Source organism: Campylobacter sp. LR264d, from assembly GCF_008633895.1.
GTDB lineage: Bacteria > Campylobacterota > Campylobacteria > Campylobacterales > Campylobacteraceae > Campylobacter_D.
Genome location: NZ_VJNT01000016.1, coordinates 47,516 through 69,858 on the forward strand (window position 1 = coordinate 47,516; position 22,343 = coordinate 69,858).

A 22,343-nucleotide genomic window follows, 5' to 3' on the forward strand; every position below is an offset into this window, starting at 1 on the left:
AATGATAGAACTAAGAAAACCAGTTGAGATTGAAAAGATAAGAAAGGCTAATCAAATAGTAGCCCGTACGCTTGATTATTTAGAAAAAGAGATAAAAGTGGGTATGAGTTTAAAGCAAGTTGATAAGATGGCAGAAGAATTTATATTAAGTCAAGGAGCAAAACCCGCATTTAAGGGGCTTTATGGCTTTGAAGGTGCTATTTGCATATCTTTAAATGAAATTTGTATACATGGAATCCCTGATGATAGCATTTTAAAAGATGGAGATATAGTAGGGCTTGATATAGGAAGCGTTATAGATGGATATTATGGCGATGCAGCAAGGACCATTGGTATAGGTGAAATTTCAGAAGAAAATAAAAAATTAATTGCTTGTGCAAAGGATGCCCTTTATTATGGTATAGACTTTATAAAAGAGGGTTTGCGTTTTAAAGAACTTTCTGCTGCATTGGGTGAGTTTATTACTAAAAGGGGTTTTGTGCCACTTCGTGGTTATTGTGGGCATGGCATAGGACATAAGCCTCATTTAGAACCTGAAATTTTAAATTATTTAGAAAAGGGAGTAAATGCTAAGGCTGGACCGAAGATTAAAAATGGTATGGTTTTTTGCATTGAGCCTATGATTTGTCAAAAGGATGGCACTCCAAAGCATTATAGGGGAAAATGGAACGCAGGAAGTGTGGATGGCTTAAATACCGCACACTATGAACACTGCGTAGCTGTTATTAATGGACGGGCTGAAATTTTATCTCAAAGTTAAATGAAAAATCTTGCTTTTTTTTATGAAAATCCACCTAAATTTGATATTTTTAATGAAAGAAAGCAAAATTTAGAATTTAAAAATACTCTAATTAAGGGTCCAAAAAATAGTGGCAAAAAAAGCTTAATGCTAAAATTTGCTACAACTTTTAAAAGCGAAGAAGTACTTTTCTTAGATATGCTTGATTTAAGGTTTGAAAAAAATAGCTTGTTTAATTTAGTTAAGTTTTTAGAATTAAACAATAAGATTAAAATAGTTTTTTTGTGTAATTTAAACGAAGAATTTGATTTTTCTAGCCTTAATTTACCCCTTATCATTAGTTCAACTTGTAATGATTTAAGCTTAGCAAATTTTAATGAGTTATATTTAGATTTTTTAGACTTTGAAGAATTTATTAGCATTAATAAAAACTTACCCATAGCAAATTTATTAGGTCTTTACTTACAAAGCGGTCGTTCAAATTTATCTTTTAGTCAAGAACTTTTAAGGCAAAGCTTTAGTCCCTTGCAGCTTGAAATTTTAAAATATTTAGCTAAGAATTTGGGCTTTAAACTTAGTATAAATAAGCTTTTTTTAGAGCTTAAAAGAATATCGAAAACTTCAAAAGACAGCGTCTATAAAGAGGTAAAAGAACTTGAAAATAATTTTATTATAAAAAGTATTTATAATGATGATAAAAGGCTTAAAAAGCTTTATTTTAGGGATTTTGGCTTTAAAAATGCCCTTTGTATTAAAAAGGATTTTACGCATTTGTTTGAAAATCTTATTTTAAATGAACTTTTTAAGCTAGAAACTGAATTTTTTTATAATAAATTTTTTTCTTTTTATTCAAAAGAACTTAAAATAGCCTATATTTCCACTCCCACCCTTGATATTGATTTAATCAAGCTTCGCATTAAAAAAATTTTACCAAAGGCCTTAGAACTTAATATTTTCCATATAATTTTTATTACCCTTTCAAGCGAGGAAATTTTTTATGAAAGAGGTGTTAAATTTGAGATTGCCCCCTTTGATAAATGGGCATTAAGCTTTTAGGTTAAAAATAAGGCTTATATTTGTGCCCTTGTCTAAAACACTTTGTAAAGAAATTCGTACTTTGTGAAGTTTTGCAATGTGACTAACTATGCAAAGTCCTAAACCACTGCCCTCGTTTTGATTATTGCCTCTGTAAAAACGTTTAAAAATATTTTCTTGTTCTTTTAAGGCTATGCCAATTCCTTTGTCCTTAACACTTAAATAAATCAAATTTTTACTTTGCTTTAAAGTGATTTTAACTATATTATTTTCAAAGCTGTATTTAATGGCATTTTCTACTAAATTATAAATCATATCCTCAATCAAAGAAGAAAGCCCATAAATTTCATCTACCTCTTCTAAGTTAAGCACTAATTTTATATTTTTTTCAAGGGCTAGTGAGTGTATATTTGTGCTTACATTTTCTACAATTTGCCTTAAATTTACAGGGGTTTTTTTAAGCTCAATTTTATTTTCATCAAAAAAGGACAAAAGCAAGATGTTATCAATCAATGTTAGCAAACGCTTTGATTCTGTGAAAATATTTTGAATGAAATTTTTTTCATCTTCTTTTTTTATAAGATTATTTAAAAGCATCTCGCTACTTGCCATGATTACTGATAATGGCGTTTTAAGCTCATGTGTTACATTTGCACTAAAATTTCTTTTATAATCTTCATCATCGTTTGCACCTTTATCAAGCAAGATTAATAAGATATTTTTTAGATTATTTTTTACATAAACTGGCAAGGACAATACAAAAAGTAAACGCCCATTTAGTTCAAATTCAAAGCTGTGAGTAAATTTGCCCTTATCCTTGCAAAGTTTTATTAAATATAATAATTCTTCATTGAAATTTTTAAGCTCTGTTAAAGTGCTTAAATTTAAGGCATTGTTTAAATTTAAATATTTTCTTGCTATAAAATTACTTGAAATTATGTCAAAATTTGAATTTATAAGTAAAAAGCCCTCGCTTATGTTATCAACAATCATATCAAATTCTTTGTTTTTAACCTTTATGGTTTTTAACTGCTTTTTTATCTTGCTTTTTTGTTTTAAAATTCTTTTCATAAAAATATCAAGTTCTGGGTAAGGATTTGTTTTTATAGGATTTGAAAGATTGATTTTTTCAATAGGGGCTATGATTTTTTTACTAAGCATTAAGGCTAAAATTAGGCTAAATATCAAAGAAATAATTAAAAAAATTCCTATAAAGGTGCTTAAATTTAATAAAACAAAGAAGAAACTTGGCTTTTCTTGACTTACCCTTAATATAAGCTTATTTGAATTTATCTTAATAAGCTTACTTGCATAAAGGCTTTCTATGTTTAGAGTCTTTGAAATTCTTTGAGTAAAAACAATCTTTTCATTGTTTAAATTTTTGCTTAGAATTTCAACCTCTTGCCGCCCTAAGTGATTATCCATTATACTAGCTTTATTATCGTATAAAACCTCTCCTTTTAAATTTATAATGCTAAGCCTATAAGGACTTAAAATTTGCATATTATCATTTAAAATTTTTTCAATGTCCTTTGGGGTGATTAAGGTTATTTGTTCTTTTAATTTTGTAAATTTTTGATTATCAACTATGAAAACTATGCCAAAAATGCTTAAAATTTGTATGCTAATAATGCCAAAAAAGATTACATAAAAGATTTTTTTCTTCATTCATCTATGCTAAATTTATAGCCAAGTCCATGTATTGTTTTAATAGCCTTGCCATATTGTTTAAGCTTAAATCTAAGGGTATTAATATGCATATCCACGGTGCGAGTTGAAGATACATTATAGCCCCAAACTAGTTCTAAAAGCTCATCCCTACTAAAAACTCGCCCGTAATTTTTCATTAACAAGCCAAGCAAGTCAAATTCCTTTAAAGTTAAAGTTATATTTTCATCATCAATGCTTACCAAGTGAGTATTTTTTGAGTATTTTAAGCCTTTGTAACTTAATACTTCATCATCGCTAGTTCTTCTTAAAAGTGCCTTAATCCTAGCTATTAATTCTAAGGTGCTAAAGGGCTTACTTAGATAATCATCGCTCCCCATATCAAGCCCTGTGATCTTATCAAGTTCGGTACTTAAAGCACTTAGTAGCATTATAGGTAAATGTTTAGTCTTACTCATGGTCCTTAACTTAGTTAAAATTTGCAAACCACTTTCATTTGGTAGCATAATATCAAGTATAATACATTTTGGTATTTGTTTTTCTAATTCTTTCCAAAATTGTAAGGGAGTAGAAAAGCCCTTTGCTTGTAGATTGCTTGAATTTAAGGCATAAAGTATGAGATTTAAAAGCTTTTCATCATCTTCAAGTACAAAAATCAAAATTTACTCCAAAATTTTTTAAAATTATAGCTTATTTAATATAATCAGCTATTTTTTCAAAATATTTTGACAAAAGTAAAAGTTCAAATAAGTAGCTAACATTTTCTTTATCTGCAAGTAGCATTAATTCCTTTTTTATCTGCTTAAATTGTGAATTTATAGCACTTTCAAGCCTATTAACCTCTTCAAAGTTTTTATTTTCATGGGCTTTAAGCATAGTTAAAAGCATATTTGCCATATCAATAAGCATATTAAAAAAATAAGATTTTGGAGTTTTGTTAATAATCTTAGCACAATTAAAACTTGACTTTGCAATAGCCTTTAACTTCGCTGCTTCTTTCATAATCTTTGTTATAAATTCTAAATCATTAGCGATTGGTTGCTGGGTTATGATAAGTAATTTACAATTTTGAAAAAGTTCTTTTTCAAGCCCTTTAATCTGCTTTAGCTTTATTTTTATGTTAGCTACATCTTTTAAATTAAAATCAAGACTTTCATTTAAAATATTGTCAGTTAATTCTTTCATTTTGTCAAATTTATCTTTTAAATCTTTTAATTCTTTTTCGTATAAATCACGCATTATCCAAACCTTCCTGTAATATAATCAAGAGTTTTTTGTTTTTTAGGAGAAGAAAAGATATCCTTACTAACCCCAAATTCTATCATCTCACCCATTAAAAAAAATGCCGTTTTATCTGAAATTCTCGCAGCTTGTTGCATATTGTGCGTTACTATTATTATAGTGTATTGAGTTTTTAATTCATTGATTAAATCTTCTATTTTTAAGGTAGAAATAGGGTCAAGTGCAGAAGTTGGCTCGTCCATTAAAATAACTTCTGGCTTAACAGCCAAAGCCCTTGCTATACATAATCTTTGTTGTTGTCCCCCACTTAAACCAAGGGCTGATTTGTGCAATCTATCCTTAACCTCGTCAAAAATATGTGCCTTTTGCAGACAAGTTTGAACTATCTTATCAAGCAAGGCCTTTTTCTTAATGCCATGCGTTTTAGGTCCAAAGGCTATATTTTCATAAACACTCATAGGAAAGGGATTAGGTTTTTGAAATACCATTCCTACGCGTTTTCTAAGCAAATTTACATTGTAATTTTTATAAATATCTTCTTGATTAAATAAAATTTGCCCCTCTATCCTACAAGAACTTATCAAATCATTTAGCCTATTAAGGCTTTTTAAAAGCGTGGATTTTCCACACCCACTAGGTCCTATAAAGGCACTTACTTCATTTTTCATTAATTTTAAATTTATATTTTTTAAGGCATGAAAATTTGCATAAAATAAATTTACCTTATTTAGCTCAAAGCTTATATTATCCATAATTATCCTTTTTTAAATGGGTTAAAATGATTGATTACATAATTAGAACAAAAATTTATGCAAATAACCATTATTAAAAGAATGACAGCAGTTGCGTAAGCTTGGTTTATAAATTGACCTTCGCTTAAAAGGGCGTACATGTGAACGCTTAAAGTACGTCCTGAATCTGTTAAAAACGCAGTTTGTGCCACCGTGCCAAAGGTATATAAAAGGGCAGCACTTTCTCCTATTATGCGGCCTATGCTAAGTATTATACCTGCTAAAATTCCACTTAAACTACAAGGTAAAACTACGCAAAAAATGGTTCTTAATTTACTTGCCCCTAAACCAAAGGAAGCTTCTTTATAGGACTCATCAACTGCTTTTATGGCTTCTTGAGTGTTTCTTAAAATTAAAGGTAAAATCATAATACTAAGTGTTAAAGCCCCACTAATAAGACTAAGTCCTAAATTTAAATACAACACAAAGGCTAAATACCCAAATAAACCATAAACTATGCTAGGAATTCCAGCTAGTGTTTCGGTGGCTACTACTATTAAGCGTACAAAAAAGGAATTTGAGTTTGCATATTCTTCTAAGAAAATTGCACCAAAAATAGCTACTGTGGTGCAAATTAACAAGCAAAGTATGATTAGGGTAAAGGTATTAATTATAGCTGAAAACATAGACACATTTTCGCTATTATAATGAAGTTCAAAGAGTCTTAAATTTAAATGTTGCAACCCATTAATTAATATATAAAACACTATTAATAAAAAAACACCAATGCTTACACACATTGATAAACGCACTATAAAATTTAAAAACAAAGAAAGAAAATCTTTTTTCATACTTTTGCCTTTTTTAAGGTGCTAAATAAAAGATTAATTAATAAAATAAAGACAAATAAAACAAAGCTTGACGCAATTAAGGCTTCTTTGTGTAAATCAGTGGCATAGCCTAATTCTAAAACTATATTTGTAGTTAGGGTCCTAACCCCATCTTTTATACTTTGTGGAATAATGGCTTGATTACCAGCTACTACTATAACAGCCATTGCCTCGCCTATAGCACGGCCAAGCCCTAAAATAACACTTGCTAAAACCCCACTTTTTGCAGCCCTTAGCATAATGAAAAAAATAACTCTTTCCTTACTTGCCCCAAGCCCTAAACCTGCTTCAAAAAAGGTATGGCTTACACTTTCTAAGCTAGTTTTTGAAACTAAGATTATAGTTGGTAAAATCATAATAGCAAGTAAAATAGAAGCAGCCAGTAAGCCCTTGCCACTAGTATTTAGTATAGTTGCAAGTATTGGCACTATTAAGATAAGTCCAAAAAAACCATAAACTATACTAGGAATTCCTGCTAATAATTCTACTGATGAATTTAAGAAAAATTTCATCTTACCTCTAGCAAAAAAGGCTAGATAAATGGCTGATAAAATTCCTAAAATGGTACCAAAAAATACAGCAAAGGCTGTTACATACAAACTTCCTATAATCATAGGAAAAATTCCAAAAAATTCTGCACTTGGACGCCAAATTGACCCAAATATAAAATCAAAAAAGCCTATTTTAGCTATGCTTGGAACAGCATTTAGCACTAAGAATAAGCATATTAAACAAAGTGCTACAACGCATAAAAAGGCACTAAATAAAAATAAAAATTGAAAAAATTTTTCCTTAAAATTCATATTTATTTTAACTCACTCCATTTAGTGATTTTGCCTTCAAAAATAGCCTTGATTTGAGCCTTTGAAAGATTGTTGATCTTATTTTTTACATTTACAATTATAGCTATGCCATCAATTGCTAAAATATGAGTATTTAAACCCTTTGCTAACTCGCTTTGACTTAATTCTCTACTTACCATTCCTATATCTGCTATGCCTTGTAGGGTTAAATTTATGCCTGTTGAAGAATCAGATTGTTGAATTTCTATTGTGGCATTTTTATTTTCTTTTAGATAAGCCTCTTTTAGCTTTTCAATAAGAGGACTTATAGAACTTGACCCTGCTATAACGATTTTGCCACTAGGCTTTGTAAGCGTGTATTCTTTACTTTCATAAGGAATATATCCAGCCTTGGTTATAATCTCTTGTGCTTGTAAGGAATTAGTGAAATTTAAAAAATCATTAATTAAAGCATTTTCCTTTATGGTTACTACATTAAAGGGGCGAGCTATGGTGTATTCTTTGTTTTTTATATTAGCCACACTTGGTCTTATATCATCTATTAAAAGGGCTTTAACCGAGTTATTTAGTGTGCCAAGCGATATATAACCAATGGCTGATTCGTTATTTGCAACGCTTGTTATCATAACAGCAGTTGAATTTGTAATCTCTGCTTTTTGGTCAATTTTGTCTATTTTTTTATTATTAATCTTTTCAAAAACTTCAAAAAGTTCTACAAAGGCCCCTCTTGTGCCCGAACCTTCTTCTCTTGAAATAATTTGTATATTTTCACTTTGATGTGCCTTCATCGAAGTTAAACTAATAGCACTTAACGCACTTACAACAAGCACGGCAAATAAAGCGGCTACGATTTTGTCAAAAACTTTCATTTTTTCTCCTTTAAATTTTGAATTAAGTGTAAAAAAAACTTGTAAAATTAAAAACTTAAAAAAGTAAAAAATTTGTAAAATTTAAAGATTGAAAAAATGTGTTTTGAAAGAAAATTTAAATGTTTAAATCAGTTTGAAACATAGCCTTATTAAATTGAGTTTGTAAATTGTCTTGGGAATTTTTAGTATATTCTTTACTAGCCTTGTTTTGCTCTCTAAGCTTTAAAAGCTCACTTCTACTTATATTTTCATTATTTTCTATTAAGGTTTTAAATTCAGGGAATTCATTAACTAAACTATCTTTTTCATCAACTAAATCAGTATCTAACATGTTATCAATTTTTTCTGTTTCGATTCTATCAGTTTGAGATGCTAAATTTTCTAAGCCTAAACCACTTGCCCCACTAAGATTTCTTAAACCATTGCTATCATAATAATTTCTAATATCTTCTGAATACATTCCATCAAAGGCTTGTGTTATAGTATGGTCGTGGTCAACTACTAAGGTTTGAATTTTCTTTCTTGAATCTTCATCTAAAAGTTCATATAAAGCCTTTGTAGCCCATTCTTCATAGCCCTTTTCATCACTTTGTCCATTTGCTACATATTCTAAACGAGTGATTGTCCCGTCTAGATTTTTATCCATTCTTATGCTTTCATTTATCAAATCATCAAGGCTAAGGCTTTGTTTAGAACTTGAATAATTAAAACTTCCTTGCTTAGTTCTACTATCTAAGTTTCCATTTATACTTATGCTTTCTTTATAAGGGCTTGAAGCTTGATATCCTTGTGTACTTATCGCCTTTTTTAAAGTAACAGCTTCATAAAATCTACTCAAATTTTGATTTTTAGCCACGTCTTTAACAGAATTTTTAAGGCTATAAAATTCTTTATTTTCTATCTTGCCATTATTATCATAATCAGCAATGGCAAAATTTCTATTTTGCATTATATCCTTATATCAACCCTCAACAAAGGCTACTGCACTGCCACTTAAAGCCGTACTTCTGTCTTTTAAGCTTAAAAAATCACTTGTATTAAAATTATCTTTTAAAATTCTTAAACTTTCTTGATTTAAATTTAAAGATACTTCTTCTCCATCGTTTATAAATTTAACCTTTGCACTTGCTTGCCTTGTACTAAATTCACTAGCATCTCTTTGTACTTTTTGGGTATCTTGGGCCTTAAAAACGGCTGTGTTTTTGGTATTATAAAAGGTATCGACTGCAAAGGTTATTAAAGACATTTTTTAATCCACACAAACTGGCTTTCCGTTAACTCTTATGTAAGGTAAGGCTCTGCAACCATATTGTTCATTCCATACGGTCTCAGGTCTACAATTATCCTTTTTAATTAAATTTTGCAAAGAACAAGCTATAGCACTATAAGATGCTGACTTGAAAAGGTAGTAAAAATAAAGCTTAGTAAAATGATTTTTTTCATTTTTAAACTTCTTAAAAAATATATTTTCGTTGCAAGGAAACAAATATTAAATTAAACTGAATTTTTAATCATTTTATAATCAAATAATATTTTTGTTACTATTTTTTACACTCATTTAAAAGCTTAAATTTAAGCTCATTTAAGCCTATTTTTTCAAGACTTGAAAACTCTATAATAAAACTAAAATTTTCATTTTTTAAAAATTCTTTAAGCTCATTGCTTTCTTCTTTAAATTTGTTTTTAAACTCAACTGTCATTTTTTGCATATCACATTTTGAAATAGCTATTCCAAAATTCCTTTGAAAAAGCTCATTTGAGAAATTTTCAATCTCCTTTCTTAGTATTAAAAATTGTTCTTTTAAACTCATATCACGGCCTAAATCTAGCATAAAAAGTAAAAATTTAGTTCTTTGAATATGCCTTAAAAACTCTAATCCTAGCCCTTTTCCCTTACTAGCCCCTTGTATAATGCCCGGTATATCAGCCATTACAAAAGAGTTATAATCATCAACTACGACCATACCAAGCTTTGGGGTAAGCGTAGTAAATTCATAATCTGCAATCTGAGGTCTCGCATTTGACAAAACAGATATTAAGGTAGACTTACCAGCATTTGGAAAGCCTACTAAGCCAACATCTGCTATAAGTTTTAACTCAAGCCTTACTTCCTTGCTTTCGCCATTTAAGCCAGGTTGTGCATAATCAGGCCTTTGGTTAGTTGAGTTTTTAAAATGCGTGTTTCCAAGCCCGCCTTTTCCACCCTTTAAAAAAATTTCTCTTTGTCCATGTTTTGTTAAATCAAGTAAAATTTCATTACTTTTTGCATCTATTATTTGAGTTCCTTGAGGTACTGAAATTTCCAAGTTTTCACCTCTTTTGCCATTTTTATTACGACCCATTCCAGCAAAACCATTTTGTGCACTAAGTGATTTTTTGCCTTGAAAATTTGCTAAGGTATGATTGTTATTATCACAAATTATTATCACATCCCCACCATTGCCTCCATCTCCTCCATCAGGCCCTCCTAAGGGTACATGTTTTTCCCTTCTAAAACTAACTGCCCCTGCTCCCCCATGACCTGAACTTAATATTAATTTTACGCTATCAATAAACATTTTTTGCCTTAAAATTTTAAAAAAAGTATAGCTAAAATTTACTAGGTCTTTGTTAAAATACGCAAAAAAAAGGATTAAAATGAAAGCACTTTGCATAATAAGCGGGGGCATGGATAGTACAACTTGTGCCTTTTTAGCAAAAGAAAGCGGCTATGAGATTGTAGCCTTGCATTTTGATTATAAACAAAGAACTCAAGAAAAAGAAAGGGCTTGTTTTAAGGCTATTTGCAAGGAATTAGGCGTTAAAAAATCTTATATTATAAATGCAGATTTTATAGCATTTATCGGGGCAAATTCCTTAACAGATACTAGTTTAAACATAGCTAAAAATGCCTTAAATTCACAAGTTATCCCAAATACTTATGTGCCTTTTAGAAATGGAATTTTTCTAAGTATAGCTGCTAGTATTGCTGAAAAAGAAGAATGCGAGGCCATTTTTATAGGTGTTGTGCAAGTTGATAATAGTGGTTATCCTGATTGTTCAAAAAAATTCATTAAAAGGGCTCAAAAATTTATAAACGAGGGCAAGGCTAGTGCTTTAAAAATAAAGATTAAAACGCCCTTAGTTAAATTTAACAAGACTAAAATCGTTAAACTTGCCCTTAAAAAAAATATCCCCTTGCACCTTACTTGGTCTTGTTATGAAAGTAACGAGATAGCTTGTGGGGAGTGTGATAGCTGTTTACTTCGCCTAAAGGGCTTTAAAAAAGCAGGAATTAAGGATAAAATTGCTTATCAAATTTTATAATTTTTTTAAAAAATACTTGACTTATAACTACTTTAATGATTTATAATTTTTCAAAGGAGAAAAAATGCAAACAATCACTTTTAACAATGGCGTTAAAATGCCAATTTTAGGCTTTGGGGTTTATCAAATCCCTAACTTAAAAGAATGTCAACGTTTCGTTGAAGATGCTCTGGAAGTAGGGTATAGGAGTATAGATACAGCATCAATTTATTTAAACGAAGAAGCTGTAGGGCTGCTATAAAGGCAAGTGGAGTTAAACAAGATGAGTTATTTATCACAACTAAACTTTGGATTGAAGATGCAAATGAAAGCAAGGCTTTAAAGGCCTTTGAAACAAGTATGAAAAAGCTAGGGCTTGATTATTTGGATCTTTATTTGATTCATCAACCTTATAATGATATTTATGGGGCCTGGAGAAGTATGATTAAACTACACAAAGAAGGTAAAATTAGAGCAATCGGGGTAAGCAATTTTTATGAAAATAGGATAGTTGATTTTTGTCTAACTAATGAGATAAAACCAGCCATTAATCAAAGCCATTGATCAAATAGAGATAAATCCTTTTCATCAACAACAAAAGGCTCAAAAAACCCTTAGTGAGTATGCCATTTCTACGCAATCTTGGGTCTCATTTGGTGAGGACAGAAACGATATGTTTAACAATGCACTTTTAAAAGGCATAGGGCAAAAATATAATAAATCAGTAGCACAAGTGATTTTTTATACAAAGGAATATTGTAGTTATCCCAAAGACAATTAGAAAAGAAAGAATGGTAGAAAATTTCAGTGTCTTTGACTTTCTTTAAGTAATGATGATATGGCTCAGATTGCTTTGTTAGATACTAAAAAAACCTTTTTATGAATCACCAAGACCTCGAAGTTGTTAAATTTCTCAGCAGTATGAAAAAAATAAGCTTTAGTTTTTACTAAAGCTTAAAATTTGAAATTTCTTTTCTTGTGTTTTTTAATTTTTCTTCATCAACTTTCTCGCCCCAAGTTTGTAAAATGCTTAATTTTAAATTTTCTAACATTAAGACCTTTAAATTTTCTATATCAGGGGTATTGCATTCAAAATTAATATTGCCTTGCTTTAAATCATCTACGCTATAAATTGGTAAAATTCCATTCAATGCACTAAATCTTAAACCTTGTTCGTTAGTAATTTGGATTAATATCACATTTATACCCATAGCCACGCAAGGTGCAGCACAATGTAGGGCAGAACAAATCACAAGTCTAGCTTCGTTTTTATATCTATCAAGCAAATTTTTAGTATTTTCATACATGTATTCCCAGCTACTATCGTTATGATTTACTATTGTTTGATTGATAAATTCGCTATTTTCAAGCAAGTAAGGAGGAAAATATTCTTTTAAATTTTCATTAATGCCAACAAAAAATACCTTTTTATATTCGCCTTTTTCTCTTTTATCAAGGGTTAGGGTAAGACAGCGAGAAAAATACGCATCTAATTTATATCTTTGTAAAAATTCCAAAGTATAAAGGTCTCTACAACCTATGCTTTTATCTTTAAAATAATGTGGAAAGTGATAGAAAAAGTGTTTTAGAAATTTTTGGGCTTCTTCTCTAAAATGAGTACCGACAAAAACAGGTCTTAAATCATTAGTAGGCAAAAAATCAAAATTATACGCAAACCAGCCTTGCATTATGCAAGTACTATAACCCCCCCCCATTAGTATCTTTAAAAAATGCTATTTTATCTCTATCAAAAAATTCATAGCTAAAATTCGCAAAAAGCTTTGAAAGGGCATTTAAAACAGCTATACTTTGGACAAAATCGCCTAGATTATAAAAATTAACATTTGCACTATGATAAGTATAATTAAAAATAACAAAGTGATTTTTATTAATACTTGATTGATTAGTATTGTTAAAACTTTGTTTATAGCGAGTAAGTGCTAAATCTCTCATGATTTTTTCAGCGTTTGCATTTAAATTTGAAGTTATGCTTTTTAGATTGTTAGCATTTTGTGTTTGAACTAAGCTTAATTTAGAATTTACTTCGTTATTTATCTCGTTTAATTTTAAATTAAGAGCTTGAAACTTGTTTTGAACAATGGGTTCAACTGCCTTTTGCACAAAAGAACGCATTTTCTTTTTAAGTATTTTAAACATTGTTTTTCCTTTAAATTTTAATAGGTTCTTATTTTATCAAAAAAAAAAAAAAATGAATAAAATTTAAAACTTAAACTAGCTATTTCTTGCGATAAACTTCGTTTTTAATTTCTATGCACTCAAAGCCTTTTTTGCTTAAAACAACCACTCTTAAATGTCCTCCATCATCAACCTTGCCCTCGCATAAATATGCCCTTGATGCTATTTGCATAGGTAATTTTGAACGATTTCTATGTCCAAAAATTTCATAAACATTTTTAGAGGTATTTTCGCAAAATTGCATGGCTATTTCTTCGCTTTGTTCGTAGTTTCCAACCCCATATATAAAATCAGCACTCGGTATAAAAGAAAGCATTTGAGGCTTTTTAGGCAATGTATTTACTCCTCCATGAGAACAAAAAATCTTTTTTTTATCATACTCATATAAAAGGCATTCTTTAAGATAAGGGTAAAATTCCCTAGCATCTCTTGGGGTTAATTTTTCTTTGCGAAAATCTTTTAAGGTGTTTACATTAAATTCGCTTGAACTTACTAATTCTCCATTTGCCCATTTTATAAGGTGTCTTTCGTGATTTCCTTCAAGTAAGCATACATTTTTTTTCTTGCAAAGTTTTAATAAATACTTCATTACCTTGCCATTTTCTATGCCTCTGTCTATGTAGTCGCCTAAAAATATATAATACTCATCATCCTTTATATTTTTTAAGTATGTTCTAAGTACGCTATAACAACCTTGAATGTCGCCTATATGGTGAATTTTTTTATAATGGCTTAAATTTGGCATTTCATATAAGCATTTACTCCACTCACTTGGCTTTAAAACTGCGTATTTTTTAGGTGGTTTTTTAAGCATTTTATCCATATTTTGTAAGATTGAATCAGGGGTAAGTAGTCCTTGTCTTTCTGCGTATATAAGGTTATTTTCTCTACATTCTTGCAAAGAAATATCGCTAAAATCAATAATAAACATTTTATAGCGATAATAAATAGCTAAATCCTTATAGGTTTTAAGCGTTTGAGAATACGCATTTATCACGCAAAAATCGCCTTTTTCCATACGTTTTTGAAGGCAAAAAAGTAAGAATTTATATAATTCATTATCGTTTTTATAATCTAAGCTTTTATAGGCATTGTCAAGCTGTTTTGTCCTATTGCATAAAAAACGCAAATCATTAAAATCTAGGGTAAATTCTTTTAATCCATTTTTTTGTATGAATTCATTTTGTCCGGCGTGGTAATTACCTCTTAAAACTAACAATATCCTCAACTTCTCATCCTATTTTTTTTATTATTGTAGCATAAAATTTATTTTGCATTTTTTTGTGCCATTATATTTAAAATTTGAACGCTTAGGGCAAAAAACATTGCAACATAAATATAAGCCTTGTCAATGTGTAAATCTATGCTTTCACATACTAAAACTACGCCTATTAGCACCAAAAAGGCAAGGGCTAAAATTTTAATACTTGGATACCTATCAACAAAAATAGCAATAGGCTTTGAGGCAAATAACATTACAAGTACGGCTAAGATTACAGCTAGTACCATGATTTCTATATTTTGGGCTATGCCAACTGCAGTAATAACACTATCAAGGGAAAAAACTATGTCTATAATGGCTATTTCAGCTACTACTACCCAAAGTTTTGAACTTATTTTAATGTTTAAATTTTCTTCTTCTTTATGAAGTATGCTTTCTTTTAATTCTTTTATGGATTTTATTATTAAAAAAAGTCCACCAAAAAATAAAACTAAATCTCTGCCCGAAATTTCACCCCAAAAATGAGTACTTTCACTAATAGGACCTATAAAAAAGGCAAAATAAAAAAAGCTAAATAATGCCCCGTTTAAATTTGTTAAATCGCCAAAATAAATGCTAAATAAGGGTTTAGTTAGTTTCATTACCCAAAATAGTGAAAAAAGCAGTAAAATTCTTGTAAGCATTGCAAATAAAAGCCCAAGAATTCGCCCCTTATCCCTTAAATGAACTGGCAATTTACTAACAAGAATGGCTAAAAAAATGATATTGTCTATGCCTAAAATTATTTCTAGGGCACTTAAGGTTATTAAAACTAGCCAAGCATCAGGGCTAGTAATCCATTCTAACATTTCTTTCCTTTGTGATTTAAGTGCGTAATTTTAGCAAAAAATTTATACTAAATTATGCAAATTTTAAATTTTTTAGTTAGAATTTTTGGCTATATATGGTAAAGTTTCAAAATTATTTTTTACAAGGGGACTTGATGAAAAAAGGCTTAATTATCGTAGAATCACCTGCTAAGGCTAAGACAATAGCCAATTTTTTAGGAAAAGATTATGATGTTGTAGCTTCAAAGGGTCATATTAGGGATTTGCCAAAAACAAGCTTTGGTATTAAAATAACTGATGATGCCTTTGTCCCTGAATATAAGATTGTAAGTGATCATAGTGATATTGTAAAAGATTTAAAGAAAAGGGCATTAAATGCTAAGGAAGTTTATTTGGCAACTGATGAAGATAGAGAAGGAGAGGCCATTGCTTATCATATAGCAAAGGCTATAGGAAAGGATGAAAATTCCTTACCTAGAATCGTTTTTCACGAAATTACAAAAACTGCAATTGATAATGCCTTAAAAAATCCTAGAAAGTTAAATATAAACTCAGTTAACGCTCAACAAACTAGACGTTTGCTTGATAGAATTGTGGGATATAAATTAAGTCCCTTGCTTGGTCAAAAAATTCAAAGAGGATTAAGCGCCGGGCGTGTTCAAAGTGCAGCCTTAAAGATAATTGTAGATAGAGAAAAAGAGATTAAAGCCTTTGTACCACTTGAATATTTTAGTATTGATATGATTTTTAATAAAGATTTAGACGCTGAATTAGTAGAATTTGATAAGCAAAAAATAGAAAAGCTTAGTTTAACCAATAAAGATAGGGCTAAGCTTATTTTAGAACATTGTAAAAATTCAAAATTTCATATCTTTAACATAGAAAGCAAGGAAAGAAAAATTCAAGCCCCACCTCCTTTTATGACCTCTACCTTGCAACAAAGTGCAAGTAATAGGCTTGGTTTTGCCCCTAAAAAAACAATGGTTATAGCTCAAAAACTTTATGAAGGCGTTAAAACTCATCAAGGCGTTATGGGGGTAATAACCTATATGAGAACGGATAGTTTAAATTTAGCTAAGGAAGCCGTGCAAGGGGCTAGAAATTTTATTAAGGAAACTTTTGGAGACAAATACTTACCAAGCAAGGCTAATATTTATACCACAAAATCAAACTCCGCCCAAGAAGCACACGAGGCTATAAGGGTTACAAATCTTTCTTTTACCCCGAAAATCGCAGAACAATTTTTAGACAAGGATGAGTTAAAACTTTATTCTTTGATTTATAATCGCTTTTTAGCTTGTCAAATGGCACCTGCCCTGTCTCAAACCCAAAATGTTTTTGTTAAAAGTGATAAGGCAGTTTTTAAAATAAGTGGTCGTAAAATTTTATTTGATGGCTATTATAGGGTTTATGGGGATATGGATAAGGATAAAATTTTACCAATCTTAAATATAAATGATGAATTAAACATACAAGATTTGAAGCTTAGCACACACTATACAGAAGCCCCACCAAGATATAGCGAGGCAGGTCTTGTTAAAAAACTTGAAAGCCTAGGCATAGGAAGGCCAAGTACGTACGCCCCTACAATTAGCATTTTAACAAATAGAGAATATGTAACAATAGATAAAAAGCAACTTATCCCAAGTGAAATAGCCTTTAATGTGATTGAACTTTTAGAAAAAAATTTTAGCGATATTGTGGGTAGTGAATTTACAGCAAAGCTTGAAAATACGCTTGATGATATAGCAGAAAATAAGGCTGATTGGCAAGAAACATTGAAAGATTTTTATTATCCTTTTATGAGAAAGATTGAAGAAGGTAAAACTAAGATTGCAAGTCAAAAGACCTTTGTAAAGATTGATGAAAGGTGCCCTGAATGCGGGGGCGAACTTGCCATTAGAAAGGGTAGATTTGGCGAATTTATAGCTTGTTTGTCCTTTCCAAAATGTCGTTATTCTAGGAAATTAGATAATAGCAATGAAACAAATTTTAGCAAAAAAGAGGCTAAAAAAATAGGCGTAGCTTGTCCTTTATGTAAGGAAGGCGACATAGTAGAAAGAAGTTCAAAACGTGGGAAATTTTATGGGTGTTCAAGGTATCCAAAATGCAATTTTGTAAGCAATTATAAGCCAAGTGATGAAAAATGCGAAGAATGTGGTAAAAATATGATAATTAAAGAGCTTAAAAAAGGAACTTTCTTAGAATGTTTAACTTGCAAAATCAAAAAGCAAGTTAATACCCTAGAATAAGGGGTTTATTATGGAAAATGAAATTCTAGCCTGTATTAAAGAAATGCTAAATGGCGATGAAAAGCTTGATTGTAACACTGCTTTTAAGTTAGCTAAGAAATTTAACAAGGATGCTAAATTTATAGGGGAAGTGGCTCAAAAAAATGGTATTCGTATTGATAATTGCGAACTTGGGCAATTTGGGCATTTAGATTTTGATAAGGGTAGGCATGAGCTTTTAAAAATTATTGAACCTTATTTGGATGAAAATGGTAAAATAAGCTGTGCTAAGGCTAGAGAGTTTGTAAAAATGAATGTGAATTTAAAGGCCGTGCGTTCACTTTTAAAGACTTATGATATAGGGGTTACTTATTGTGAGCTTGGTTGTTTTAAGGAAAAAAGGAATAAAGAATTGATAGTAAAAACTAAGACTTGGATAGAAAATGGTAACGGGGACGTACTTTTTGGCAAAGGAAAAACTGAACTTTTAGAATTAATTGCACAAACTGGAAGCTTACTTCATGCTGCAAAAATGATGAATCTTAACTATAAAAAGGCTTGGACACATTTGCATAACTTGCAACAAAATAGCCAAGAACAGCTTGTAATCACTAGGCAGGGCCGCTCTCAAGAATCGGGCACTAAGCTTACTGATAGGGCACTAGAACTTATGAAAAATTACTCAATCTTACAAAAAGATATAGAAGAATACGCCAATAAACGTTTTAAGGAATTATTTTTTCAAACGAAGGAATAAATTTTTGTTTTTAAAAAACTAGTTATGCATAAAGCTTATATCCTAACACAAGCTTAGTACTATTTAAGCTTTTACTTTCTAATTTTTGTTTTAAAATAGTGCAAATAGTTATTTTAAAAAAATATTTTTTCTTATTTAAATTTTTTTATTGTTGGTAAATTGATTTAATTGTACATAAATTCAGCCCCAAAGGGCTAAATTATTCAATGGTAGGTTTTTTAGTTACTTTTACAAGCTCAATTGAATTTGCATCCATTTTACAAACTTCATAGGTGCAAAGCTCATCATCTATAATGTCACCAACTACTGGCAAACGTCCTAAAAGATTAAACACATATCCACCAATTGTAACTTGTTCTAAATTTTTATCATAACTAATCAATAAAAGCTCTTCAACCTGTTCTATATCGCAACGTCCTTGAAATTCATACACATCATCGGATATTTTTTTATAACTATCTTCTTCATTTTCATTTTTAATTTCGCCAATAATTTCTTCTAAAATATCTTCCATAGTTAAAATTCCAGCAGTACCCCCATACTCATCAATAACTAAGGCTACGTGAGAACGTTCTTTATTCATCATTACAAGTACCTTTGAAATGCTAATATTTTCTGGTACTATAATCAAAGGCTTTATAAAATCATCTATCTTAGCCTTATTTTCAGAAAGTTCATTTTTAACTATATCTCTAATGTGTATCATGCCTACAACGCAATCCTTTGAACCATCTATACAAGGAAAACGTGTATGTTGGTGAGTGTAAAGAATTTTTAAATTTTCTTCGTACGAGTTTTGTTTATCAAGGCAAATCATATCGCGACGTGGGGTCATAACCTCCTTAGCCATTGTATCGCTAAAATCAACAGCATTTCTTATAATCTCAGTTTCAAATTCATCTAAAACTCCACCTTTTTGACTTTCACTTGCTATAAATTTAATCTCTTCTTCTGAATGCGTTAATTCATATTCTTTTGCTGGTTTTATCCCAAAAACCTTTAAGGCAAGGGCTGCTAATATATCAAAGATTTTAATACAAGGAAAAGAAATTAACCAAAACCAATGCAATGGTCTTGCCACCCAAAGCACAGTCCTATCTGCAATGGCGATTGCTATACTTTTTGGGACAAGTTCTCCTAAAACCACATGTAAAAGCGTTATAGCACTAAAAGCAATTATAAAGGCTAAACTATGAATAATTACAGGGCTTGTATGAAATTTACTTAATAAAGTTTCAAGCATACTTGCAAGGGCTGGTTCTCCTATCCATCCAAGGGCTAGAGAACTTAAGGTAATACCTAATTGACAAGCACTAAGATAGGTATCAAGCTTAGAGGTTACTTTTAAAGCCATTTTTGCATTAGGTCTTTTTTCTTTTAAAAATTCTTCTAATTTAGAACGACGTACCTTTACTATGCTAAATTCAGACAATACGAAAAAACCATTTAAAAAAACTAAAACAAAGGCGATGAAAATCATCAAACTAGAATAACCTACATTAAAGGTGTAAGTAGTAGCAGTTTGTGCAGTATCTATGAATTGACTGGGGTCCAATTAAACTCCTTAAAAATAAAATATACAATTATACACAATGAAAAGGATATTTTAGCTTAAGTATTTTTTATATAAGCTAAACTTAATTTTGATTGTGTTTAAATTAAAAACTATGAAAGCCCTACAACTTCTTATAATTTTTACAGCAATGCTAACCCTTGCACTCCTTTATGCACCTCAGCCTTTAATGCCTTTGCTAGCAAGTTATTTTAATGTAAATTTAAATCAAATTTCTTGGATTATGAGTATAGCTTTAATTCCCTTAGCCATTAGTCCTTTAATCTATGGTTACTTGCTTGAAAATTTTTCCTTAAAAAAAATTCTTATTGTTTCTTTGTTTGCTTGTGCGATTTTGCAAATTTTAGGTAGCTTAGTCTTAAATTTTTATATATTTTTAAGCCTTCGTTTTATTCAAGCTTTATTTATTCCAGCGATTTTAACCTCTCTTCTTACGCTTTTAACAAGGATTGATACAAATAATATTCAAAAAAACATAGCATTTTATATAGGGGCTACCACCTTTGGAGGCTTTGTAGGTAGAATTTTTGGAAGTTATTTAAGTGATATATTCTCTTGGGGAATTGCCTTAAATTTCTTTGCCTTTTTAATGCTAATATGTGCCTTTTCTTTAATGCTTTTTAAACAAAAATACTCAAATTTAACGCAAAAAACAAGCCTTAAAGATTATATACCCTTTTTCAAACAAGCAAAATTTATAGCCCTTTTTATCTGTATTTTTACAATGTTTTTTGCCTTTCAAAGCATAACTTCTTTTTTGCCCTTTCACTTAAAAGAAGTGTTTAAAGATATAACTCAAACTCAAATAGGACTTGTTTATGTTAGCTATCTAACAGGGGTTTTAAGTTCTTTGCTTATAAATAAAACAATTCAAATTTTAAAATCTCGCTCAAATACGGCAGTTTTTGGGCTTATAAGTTTTATAATGGGTTGTTTTTTTGTAATGGTTAAGGATTATTATTTCAGCTTTTTTGCAATGTTTGTAGTGTGTAGTGGAATGTTTATTTGTCATGCGATTTTTTCAGCAATGATAAATTTAAGTACTACAAAAAAAGGCTTAGCAAATGGACTTTATCTTACTATTTATTATAGTGGAGGAGCACTTGGTTCGGTTTTGCCAGGAATTTATTATCAAATTGTAGGCTGGGATTTTCTTTGCACGTTAACTGCGTCTTTATTGTTTTGTTCTTTGCTTGGATTTTTAAGGTATAAAAAGGATTTTAAATTATAATTACTTCTTCAACAAGCTTTATGCCGTGAGTTTCATAAACCCTTTTTTTAGCAAGTTCTATAAGAAAAAAGGCATCATCAAAACTAGCATTTTTTTTATTTATTAAAAAATTTGCGTGCTTATCACTAATCATAGCATCATTTTTACAAAAGCCTTTAAGCCCAACGCTTTCAATCAAACGACCCGCAAAATCACCACTTGGATTTTTAAAAATACTACCAAAAGAAGCCCCGCTTGGTTGATTATTTCTAAGATTTTTTAAAAGTGCGTCTTTTTCATTATCAAAACCAAAAAAAAGCTTAAATTTAGCCTTGAAAAAAATGTCTTTTAAATCACAAAAGCGATAGCTAAAATTTATATTTTCTTTTAAAATTTCTTTATTGCTAGTAGTGATACTTATTAAATTTAAGCTAATATTTTCATCCTTTAAACCTGCATTCATTTTTAAAAGCCCACCAAGTAGACCTGGAATTTTTTGTAAAAATTCAAAGCCTTTAATATTGTGTTTTTTAGCAAAATTATACATTAAAGAAGAAGGGGTGGCACAGCCTATTTCAAGGATTACAAAATTATTATTTTGTTCTAAGATATTAATAAAATTAAAATTTTTACTTAAAATTCCTAGTGTTTTTTTCTTATCACTTACCAAAAGATTATTAGCCCCACCGATTATAAATCCATTAAAGTTACAAATTTCATCTAAAATTTGTACTTCAAAAGGACTACCTATTCGAACAGAGCTATATTTTTTAAAATCAATTATCATTGATACTTGATAAAAAGTGGAATTTGATCAAACACACCCGTGGTAAAATCAGTCATTGTAGAAATCATCCAAGGCATTAAAAAGATAAGCACAACAACTACTAGTATGATTTTTGGTACAAAGGCTAAAGTCATTTCGTTAATTTGCGTAGTAGCTTGAAAAATACTTATTAAAAGTCCAGCACCAAGACCAGCTAAAAGCATAGGCAAGGCTATAGTAAGTGTTACTTTAAAGGTTTGAACGCCAAGGGCGACAAGGGTACTTTCATCCATATTTTT

General features: G+C 30.1%; 23 protein-coding genes and 1 pseudogene. 7 read left to right on the top strand and 17 right to left on the bottom strand.

The window, feature by feature from the left end; genetic code table 11:
• Position 1: 1 nt before the first annotated feature.
• A complete protein-coding gene (gene map / locus FMM56_RS03865) occupies positions 2-760 on the top strand; it encodes a type I methionyl aminopeptidase (protein ID WP_150140144.1) in 759 nt (252 codons plus the stop codon).
• Complete coding sequence (locus FMM56_RS03870; protein ID WP_150207841.1) at positions 761-1,795, top strand: ATP-binding protein; 1,035 nt, start codon at positions 761-763, stop codon at positions 1,793-1,795.
• Here FMM56_RS03870 and FMM56_RS03875 read toward each other — a convergent pair.
• The 10 genes from FMM56_RS03875 to obgE all read right to left on the bottom strand — a co-directional run bounded on the left by FMM56_RS03875 (position 1,784) and on the right by obgE (position 10,535).
• On the bottom strand, positions 1,784-3,442 hold the full coding sequence (locus FMM56_RS03875; RefSeq protein ID WP_150180368.1) for a sensor histidine kinase: 1,659 nt from the start codon (positions 3,440-3,442) through the stop codon (positions 1,784-1,786). The two genes, FMM56_RS03870 and FMM56_RS03875, sit on opposite strands and share 12 nt — an antisense overlap.
• On the bottom strand, positions 3,439-4,101 hold the full coding sequence (locus tag FMM56_RS03880; RefSeq protein ID WP_150140150.1) for a response regulator transcription factor: 663 nt from the start codon (positions 4,099-4,101) through the stop codon (positions 3,439-3,441). Before FMM56_RS03880 ends, FMM56_RS03875 begins: the two co-directional genes overlap by 4 nt.
• A 31-nt stretch (positions 4,102-4,132) precedes the next feature.
• A complete protein-coding gene (locus tag FMM56_RS03885) occupies positions 4,133-4,681 on the bottom strand; it encodes a PhoU domain-containing protein (protein WP_150140152.1) in 549 nt (182 codons plus the stop codon).
• Positions 4,681-5,436 (bottom strand): phosphate ABC transporter ATP-binding protein PstB, encoded by a 756-nt coding sequence (gene pstB, locus FMM56_RS03890; RefSeq protein ID WP_150140154.1) that lies wholly within the window; start codon positions 5,434-5,436, stop codon positions 4,681-4,683. Before pstB ends, FMM56_RS03885 begins: the two co-directional genes overlap by 1 nt.
• A gap of 2 nt (positions 5,437-5,438) precedes the next feature.
• Positions 5,439-6,266: a phosphate ABC transporter permease PstA gene (gene pstA / locus FMM56_RS03895; protein WP_150140156.1), complete on the bottom strand. Its 828-nt coding sequence runs from the start codon at positions 6,264-6,266 to the stop codon at positions 5,439-5,441.
• Positions 6,263-7,108: a phosphate ABC transporter permease subunit PstC gene (gene pstC, locus FMM56_RS03900; RefSeq protein ID WP_150140157.1), complete on the bottom strand. Its 846-nt coding sequence runs from the start codon at positions 7,106-7,108 to the stop codon at positions 6,263-6,265. Before pstC ends, pstA begins: the two co-directional genes overlap by 4 nt.
• Positions 7,109-7,110: 2 nt before the next feature.
• On the bottom strand, positions 7,111-7,977 hold the full coding sequence (locus FMM56_RS03905; RefSeq protein WP_150140159.1) for a substrate-binding domain-containing protein: 867 nt from the start codon (positions 7,975-7,977) through the stop codon (positions 7,111-7,113).
• Positions 7,978-8,092: 115 nt separating this feature from the next.
• Positions 8,093-8,926: a hypothetical protein gene (locus FMM56_RS08695; protein ID WP_190319015.1), complete on the bottom strand. Its 834-nt coding sequence runs from the start codon at positions 8,924-8,926 to the stop codon at positions 8,093-8,095.
• Positions 8,927-8,938: 12 nt separating this feature from the next.
• On the bottom strand, positions 8,939-9,223 hold the full coding sequence (locus FMM56_RS08700) for a hypothetical protein (protein WP_190317931.1): 285 nt from the start codon (positions 9,221-9,223) through the stop codon (positions 8,939-8,941).
• Between the two features lie 295 nt (positions 9,224-9,518).
• The gene (gene obgE, locus FMM56_RS03920) at positions 9,519-10,535 is read right to left on the bottom strand and encodes a GTPase ObgE (RefSeq protein WP_150140163.1); all 1,017 of its coding nucleotides are present in this window, start codon (positions 10,533-10,535) and stop codon (positions 9,519-9,521) included.
• A gap of 73 nt (positions 10,536-10,608) precedes the next feature.
• Between obgE and queC the strand changes: the two genes are divergently transcribed.
• Together queC and FMM56_RS09400 are read left to right on the top strand one after the other, a co-directional pair.
• A complete protein-coding gene (gene queC, locus FMM56_RS03925; protein ID WP_150140290.1) occupies positions 10,609-11,283 on the top strand; it encodes a 7-cyano-7-deazaguanine synthase QueC in 675 nt (224 codons plus the stop codon).
• 97 nt (positions 11,284-11,380) lie between these two features.
• Positions 11,381-11,826: pseudogene (locus FMM56_RS09400) on the top strand (aldo/keto reductase).
• Between the two features lie 383 nt (positions 11,827-12,209).
• Here FMM56_RS09400 and FMM56_RS03935 read toward each other — a convergent pair.
• The 4 genes from FMM56_RS03935 to FMM56_RS03950 all read right to left on the bottom strand — a co-directional run bounded on the left by FMM56_RS03935 (position 12,210) and on the right by FMM56_RS03950 (position 15,528).
• Positions 12,210-12,977, bottom strand: coding sequence for a polysaccharide pyruvyl transferase family protein (locus tag FMM56_RS03935; protein WP_150140165.1), 768 nt, complete (start codon positions 12,975-12,977; stop codon positions 12,210-12,212).
• Complete coding sequence (locus FMM56_RS03940; protein ID WP_150140167.1) at positions 12,961-13,419, bottom strand: hypothetical protein; 459 nt, start codon at positions 13,417-13,419, stop codon at positions 12,961-12,963. The genes FMM56_RS03935 and FMM56_RS03940 overlap by 17 nt, the downstream gene beginning before the upstream one ends.
• Before the next feature lie 79 nt (positions 13,420-13,498).
• A complete protein-coding gene (locus FMM56_RS03945; protein ID WP_150206414.1) occupies positions 13,499-14,686 on the bottom strand; it encodes a metallophosphoesterase in 1,188 nt (395 codons plus the stop codon).
• A 38-nt stretch (positions 14,687-14,724) separates the two neighbouring features.
• A complete protein-coding gene (locus tag FMM56_RS03950) occupies positions 14,725-15,528 on the bottom strand; it encodes a TerC family protein (RefSeq protein ID WP_150140171.1) in 804 nt (267 codons plus the stop codon).
• Positions 15,529-15,662: 134 nt separating this feature from the next.
• On the opposite strand from FMM56_RS03950, the gene topA reads away from it, so the two are divergent.
• Together topA and FMM56_RS03960 are read left to right on the top strand one after the other, a co-directional pair.
• Positions 15,663-17,759: a type I DNA topoisomerase gene (topA, locus tag FMM56_RS03955; RefSeq protein ID WP_150206417.1), complete on the top strand. Its 2,097-nt coding sequence runs from the start codon at positions 15,663-15,665 to the stop codon at positions 17,757-17,759.
• Positions 17,760-17,769: 10 nt separating this feature from the next.
• On the top strand, positions 17,770-18,495 hold the full coding sequence (locus tag FMM56_RS03960) for a winged helix-turn-helix domain-containing protein (protein ID WP_150140175.1): 726 nt from the start codon (positions 17,770-17,772) through the stop codon (positions 18,493-18,495).
• A gap of 199 nt (positions 18,496-18,694) precedes the next feature.
• Here the strand turns inward: FMM56_RS03960 and FMM56_RS03965 are convergent, their stop codons facing one another.
• Positions 18,695-20,050 carry a hemolysin family protein gene (locus FMM56_RS03965; protein WP_150140177.1) on the bottom strand — a complete coding sequence of 452 codons (1,356 nt, stop codon included), beginning with the start codon at positions 20,048-20,050 and terminating at the stop codon, positions 18,695-18,697.
• Between the two features lie 112 nt (positions 20,051-20,162).
• Here FMM56_RS03965 and FMM56_RS03970 point away from each other — a divergent pair, with 112 nt between their 5' ends.
• Positions 20,163-21,299 carry an MFS transporter gene (locus tag FMM56_RS03970; RefSeq protein ID WP_150140292.1) on the top strand — a complete coding sequence of 379 codons (1,137 nt, stop codon included), beginning with the start codon at positions 20,163-20,165 and terminating at the stop codon, positions 21,297-21,299.
• On the opposite strand, the gene FMM56_RS03975 is transcribed toward FMM56_RS03970, so the two are convergent.
• Together FMM56_RS03975 and fliQ are read right to left on the bottom strand one after the other, a co-directional pair.
• Positions 21,289-22,065: a UDP-N-acetylmuramate dehydrogenase gene (locus tag FMM56_RS03975; protein ID WP_150140179.1), complete on the bottom strand. Its 777-nt coding sequence runs from the start codon at positions 22,063-22,065 to the stop codon at positions 21,289-21,291. The two genes, FMM56_RS03970 and FMM56_RS03975, sit on opposite strands and share 11 nt — an antisense overlap.
• Positions 22,062-22,337: a flagellar biosynthesis protein FliQ gene (gene fliQ, locus FMM56_RS03980; RefSeq protein WP_150140181.1), complete on the bottom strand. Its 276-nt coding sequence runs from the start codon at positions 22,335-22,337 to the stop codon at positions 22,062-22,064. Before fliQ ends, FMM56_RS03975 begins: the two co-directional genes overlap by 4 nt.
• Between the last annotated feature and the right edge of the window lie 6 nt (positions 22,338-22,343).

Excerpts from the sequence above, each read along its gene's own strand:
- FMM56_RS03970 (WP_150140292.1), top strand. The coding sequence starts at position 20,163 with ATGAAAGCCCTACAACTTCTTATAATTTTTACAGCAATGCTAACCCTT.
- FMM56_RS03885 (WP_150140152.1), bottom strand. The coding sequence starts at position 4,681 with ATGCGTGATTTATACGAAAAAGAATTAAAAGATTTAAAAGATAAATTT.
- pstC (WP_150140157.1), bottom strand. The coding sequence starts at position 7,108 with ATGAATTTTAAGGAAAAATTTTTTCAATTTTTATTTTTATTTAGTGCC.
- FMM56_RS03975 (WP_150140179.1), bottom strand. The coding sequence starts at position 22,065 with ATGATAATTGATTTTAAAAAATATAGCTCTGTTCGAATAGGTAGTCCT.
- FMM56_RS03875 (WP_150180368.1), bottom strand. The coding sequence starts at position 3,442 with ATGAAGAAAAAAATCTTTTATGTAATCTTTTTTGGCATTATTAGCATA.
- topA (WP_150206417.1), top strand. The coding sequence starts at position 15,663 with ATGAAAAAAGGCTTAATTATCGTAGAATCACCTGCTAAGGCTAAGACA.
- map (WP_150140144.1), top strand. The coding sequence starts at position 2 with ATGATAGAACTAAGAAAACCAGTTGAGATTGAAAAGATAAGAAAGGCT.
- FMM56_RS03950 (WP_150140171.1), bottom strand. The coding sequence starts at position 15,528 with ATGTTAGAATGGATTACTAGCCCTGATGCTTGGCTAGTTTTAATAACC.
- fliQ (WP_150140181.1), bottom strand. The coding sequence starts at position 22,337 with ATGGATGAAAGTACCCTTGTCGCCCTTGGCGTTCAAACCTTTAAAGTA.
- FMM56_RS03935 (WP_150140165.1), bottom strand. The coding sequence starts at position 12,977 with ATGGGGGGGGGTTATAGTACTTGCATAATGCAAGGCTGGTTTGCGTAT.
- FMM56_RS03940 (WP_150140167.1), bottom strand. The coding sequence starts at position 13,419 with ATGTTTAAAATACTTAAAAAGAAAATGCGTTCTTTTGTGCAAAAGGCA.
- FMM56_RS08700 (WP_190317931.1), bottom strand. The coding sequence starts at position 9,223 with ATGTCTTTAATAACCTTTGCAGTCGATACCTTTTATAATACCAAAAAC.
- pstA (WP_150140156.1), bottom strand. The coding sequence starts at position 6,266 with ATGAAAAAAGATTTTCTTTCTTTGTTTTTAAATTTTATAGTGCGTTTA.
- pstB (WP_150140154.1), bottom strand. The coding sequence starts at position 5,436 with ATGGATAATATAAGCTTTGAGCTAAATAAGGTAAATTTATTTTATGCA.
- FMM56_RS03870 (WP_150207841.1), top strand. The coding sequence starts at position 761 with ATGAAAAATCTTGCTTTTTTTTATGAAAATCCACCTAAATTTGATATT.
- FMM56_RS08695 (WP_190319015.1), bottom strand. The coding sequence starts at position 8,926 with ATGCAAAATAGAAATTTTGCCATTGCTGATTATGATAATAATGGCAAG.
- obgE (WP_150140163.1), bottom strand. The coding sequence starts at position 10,535 with ATGTTTATTGATAGCGTAAAATTAATATTAAGTTCAGGTCATGGGGGA.
- FMM56_RS03905 (WP_150140159.1), bottom strand. The coding sequence starts at position 7,977 with ATGAAAGTTTTTGACAAAATCGTAGCCGCTTTATTTGCCGTGCTTGTT.
- FMM56_RS03960 (WP_150140175.1), top strand. The coding sequence starts at position 17,770 with ATGGAAAATGAAATTCTAGCCTGTATTAAAGAAATGCTAAATGGCGAT.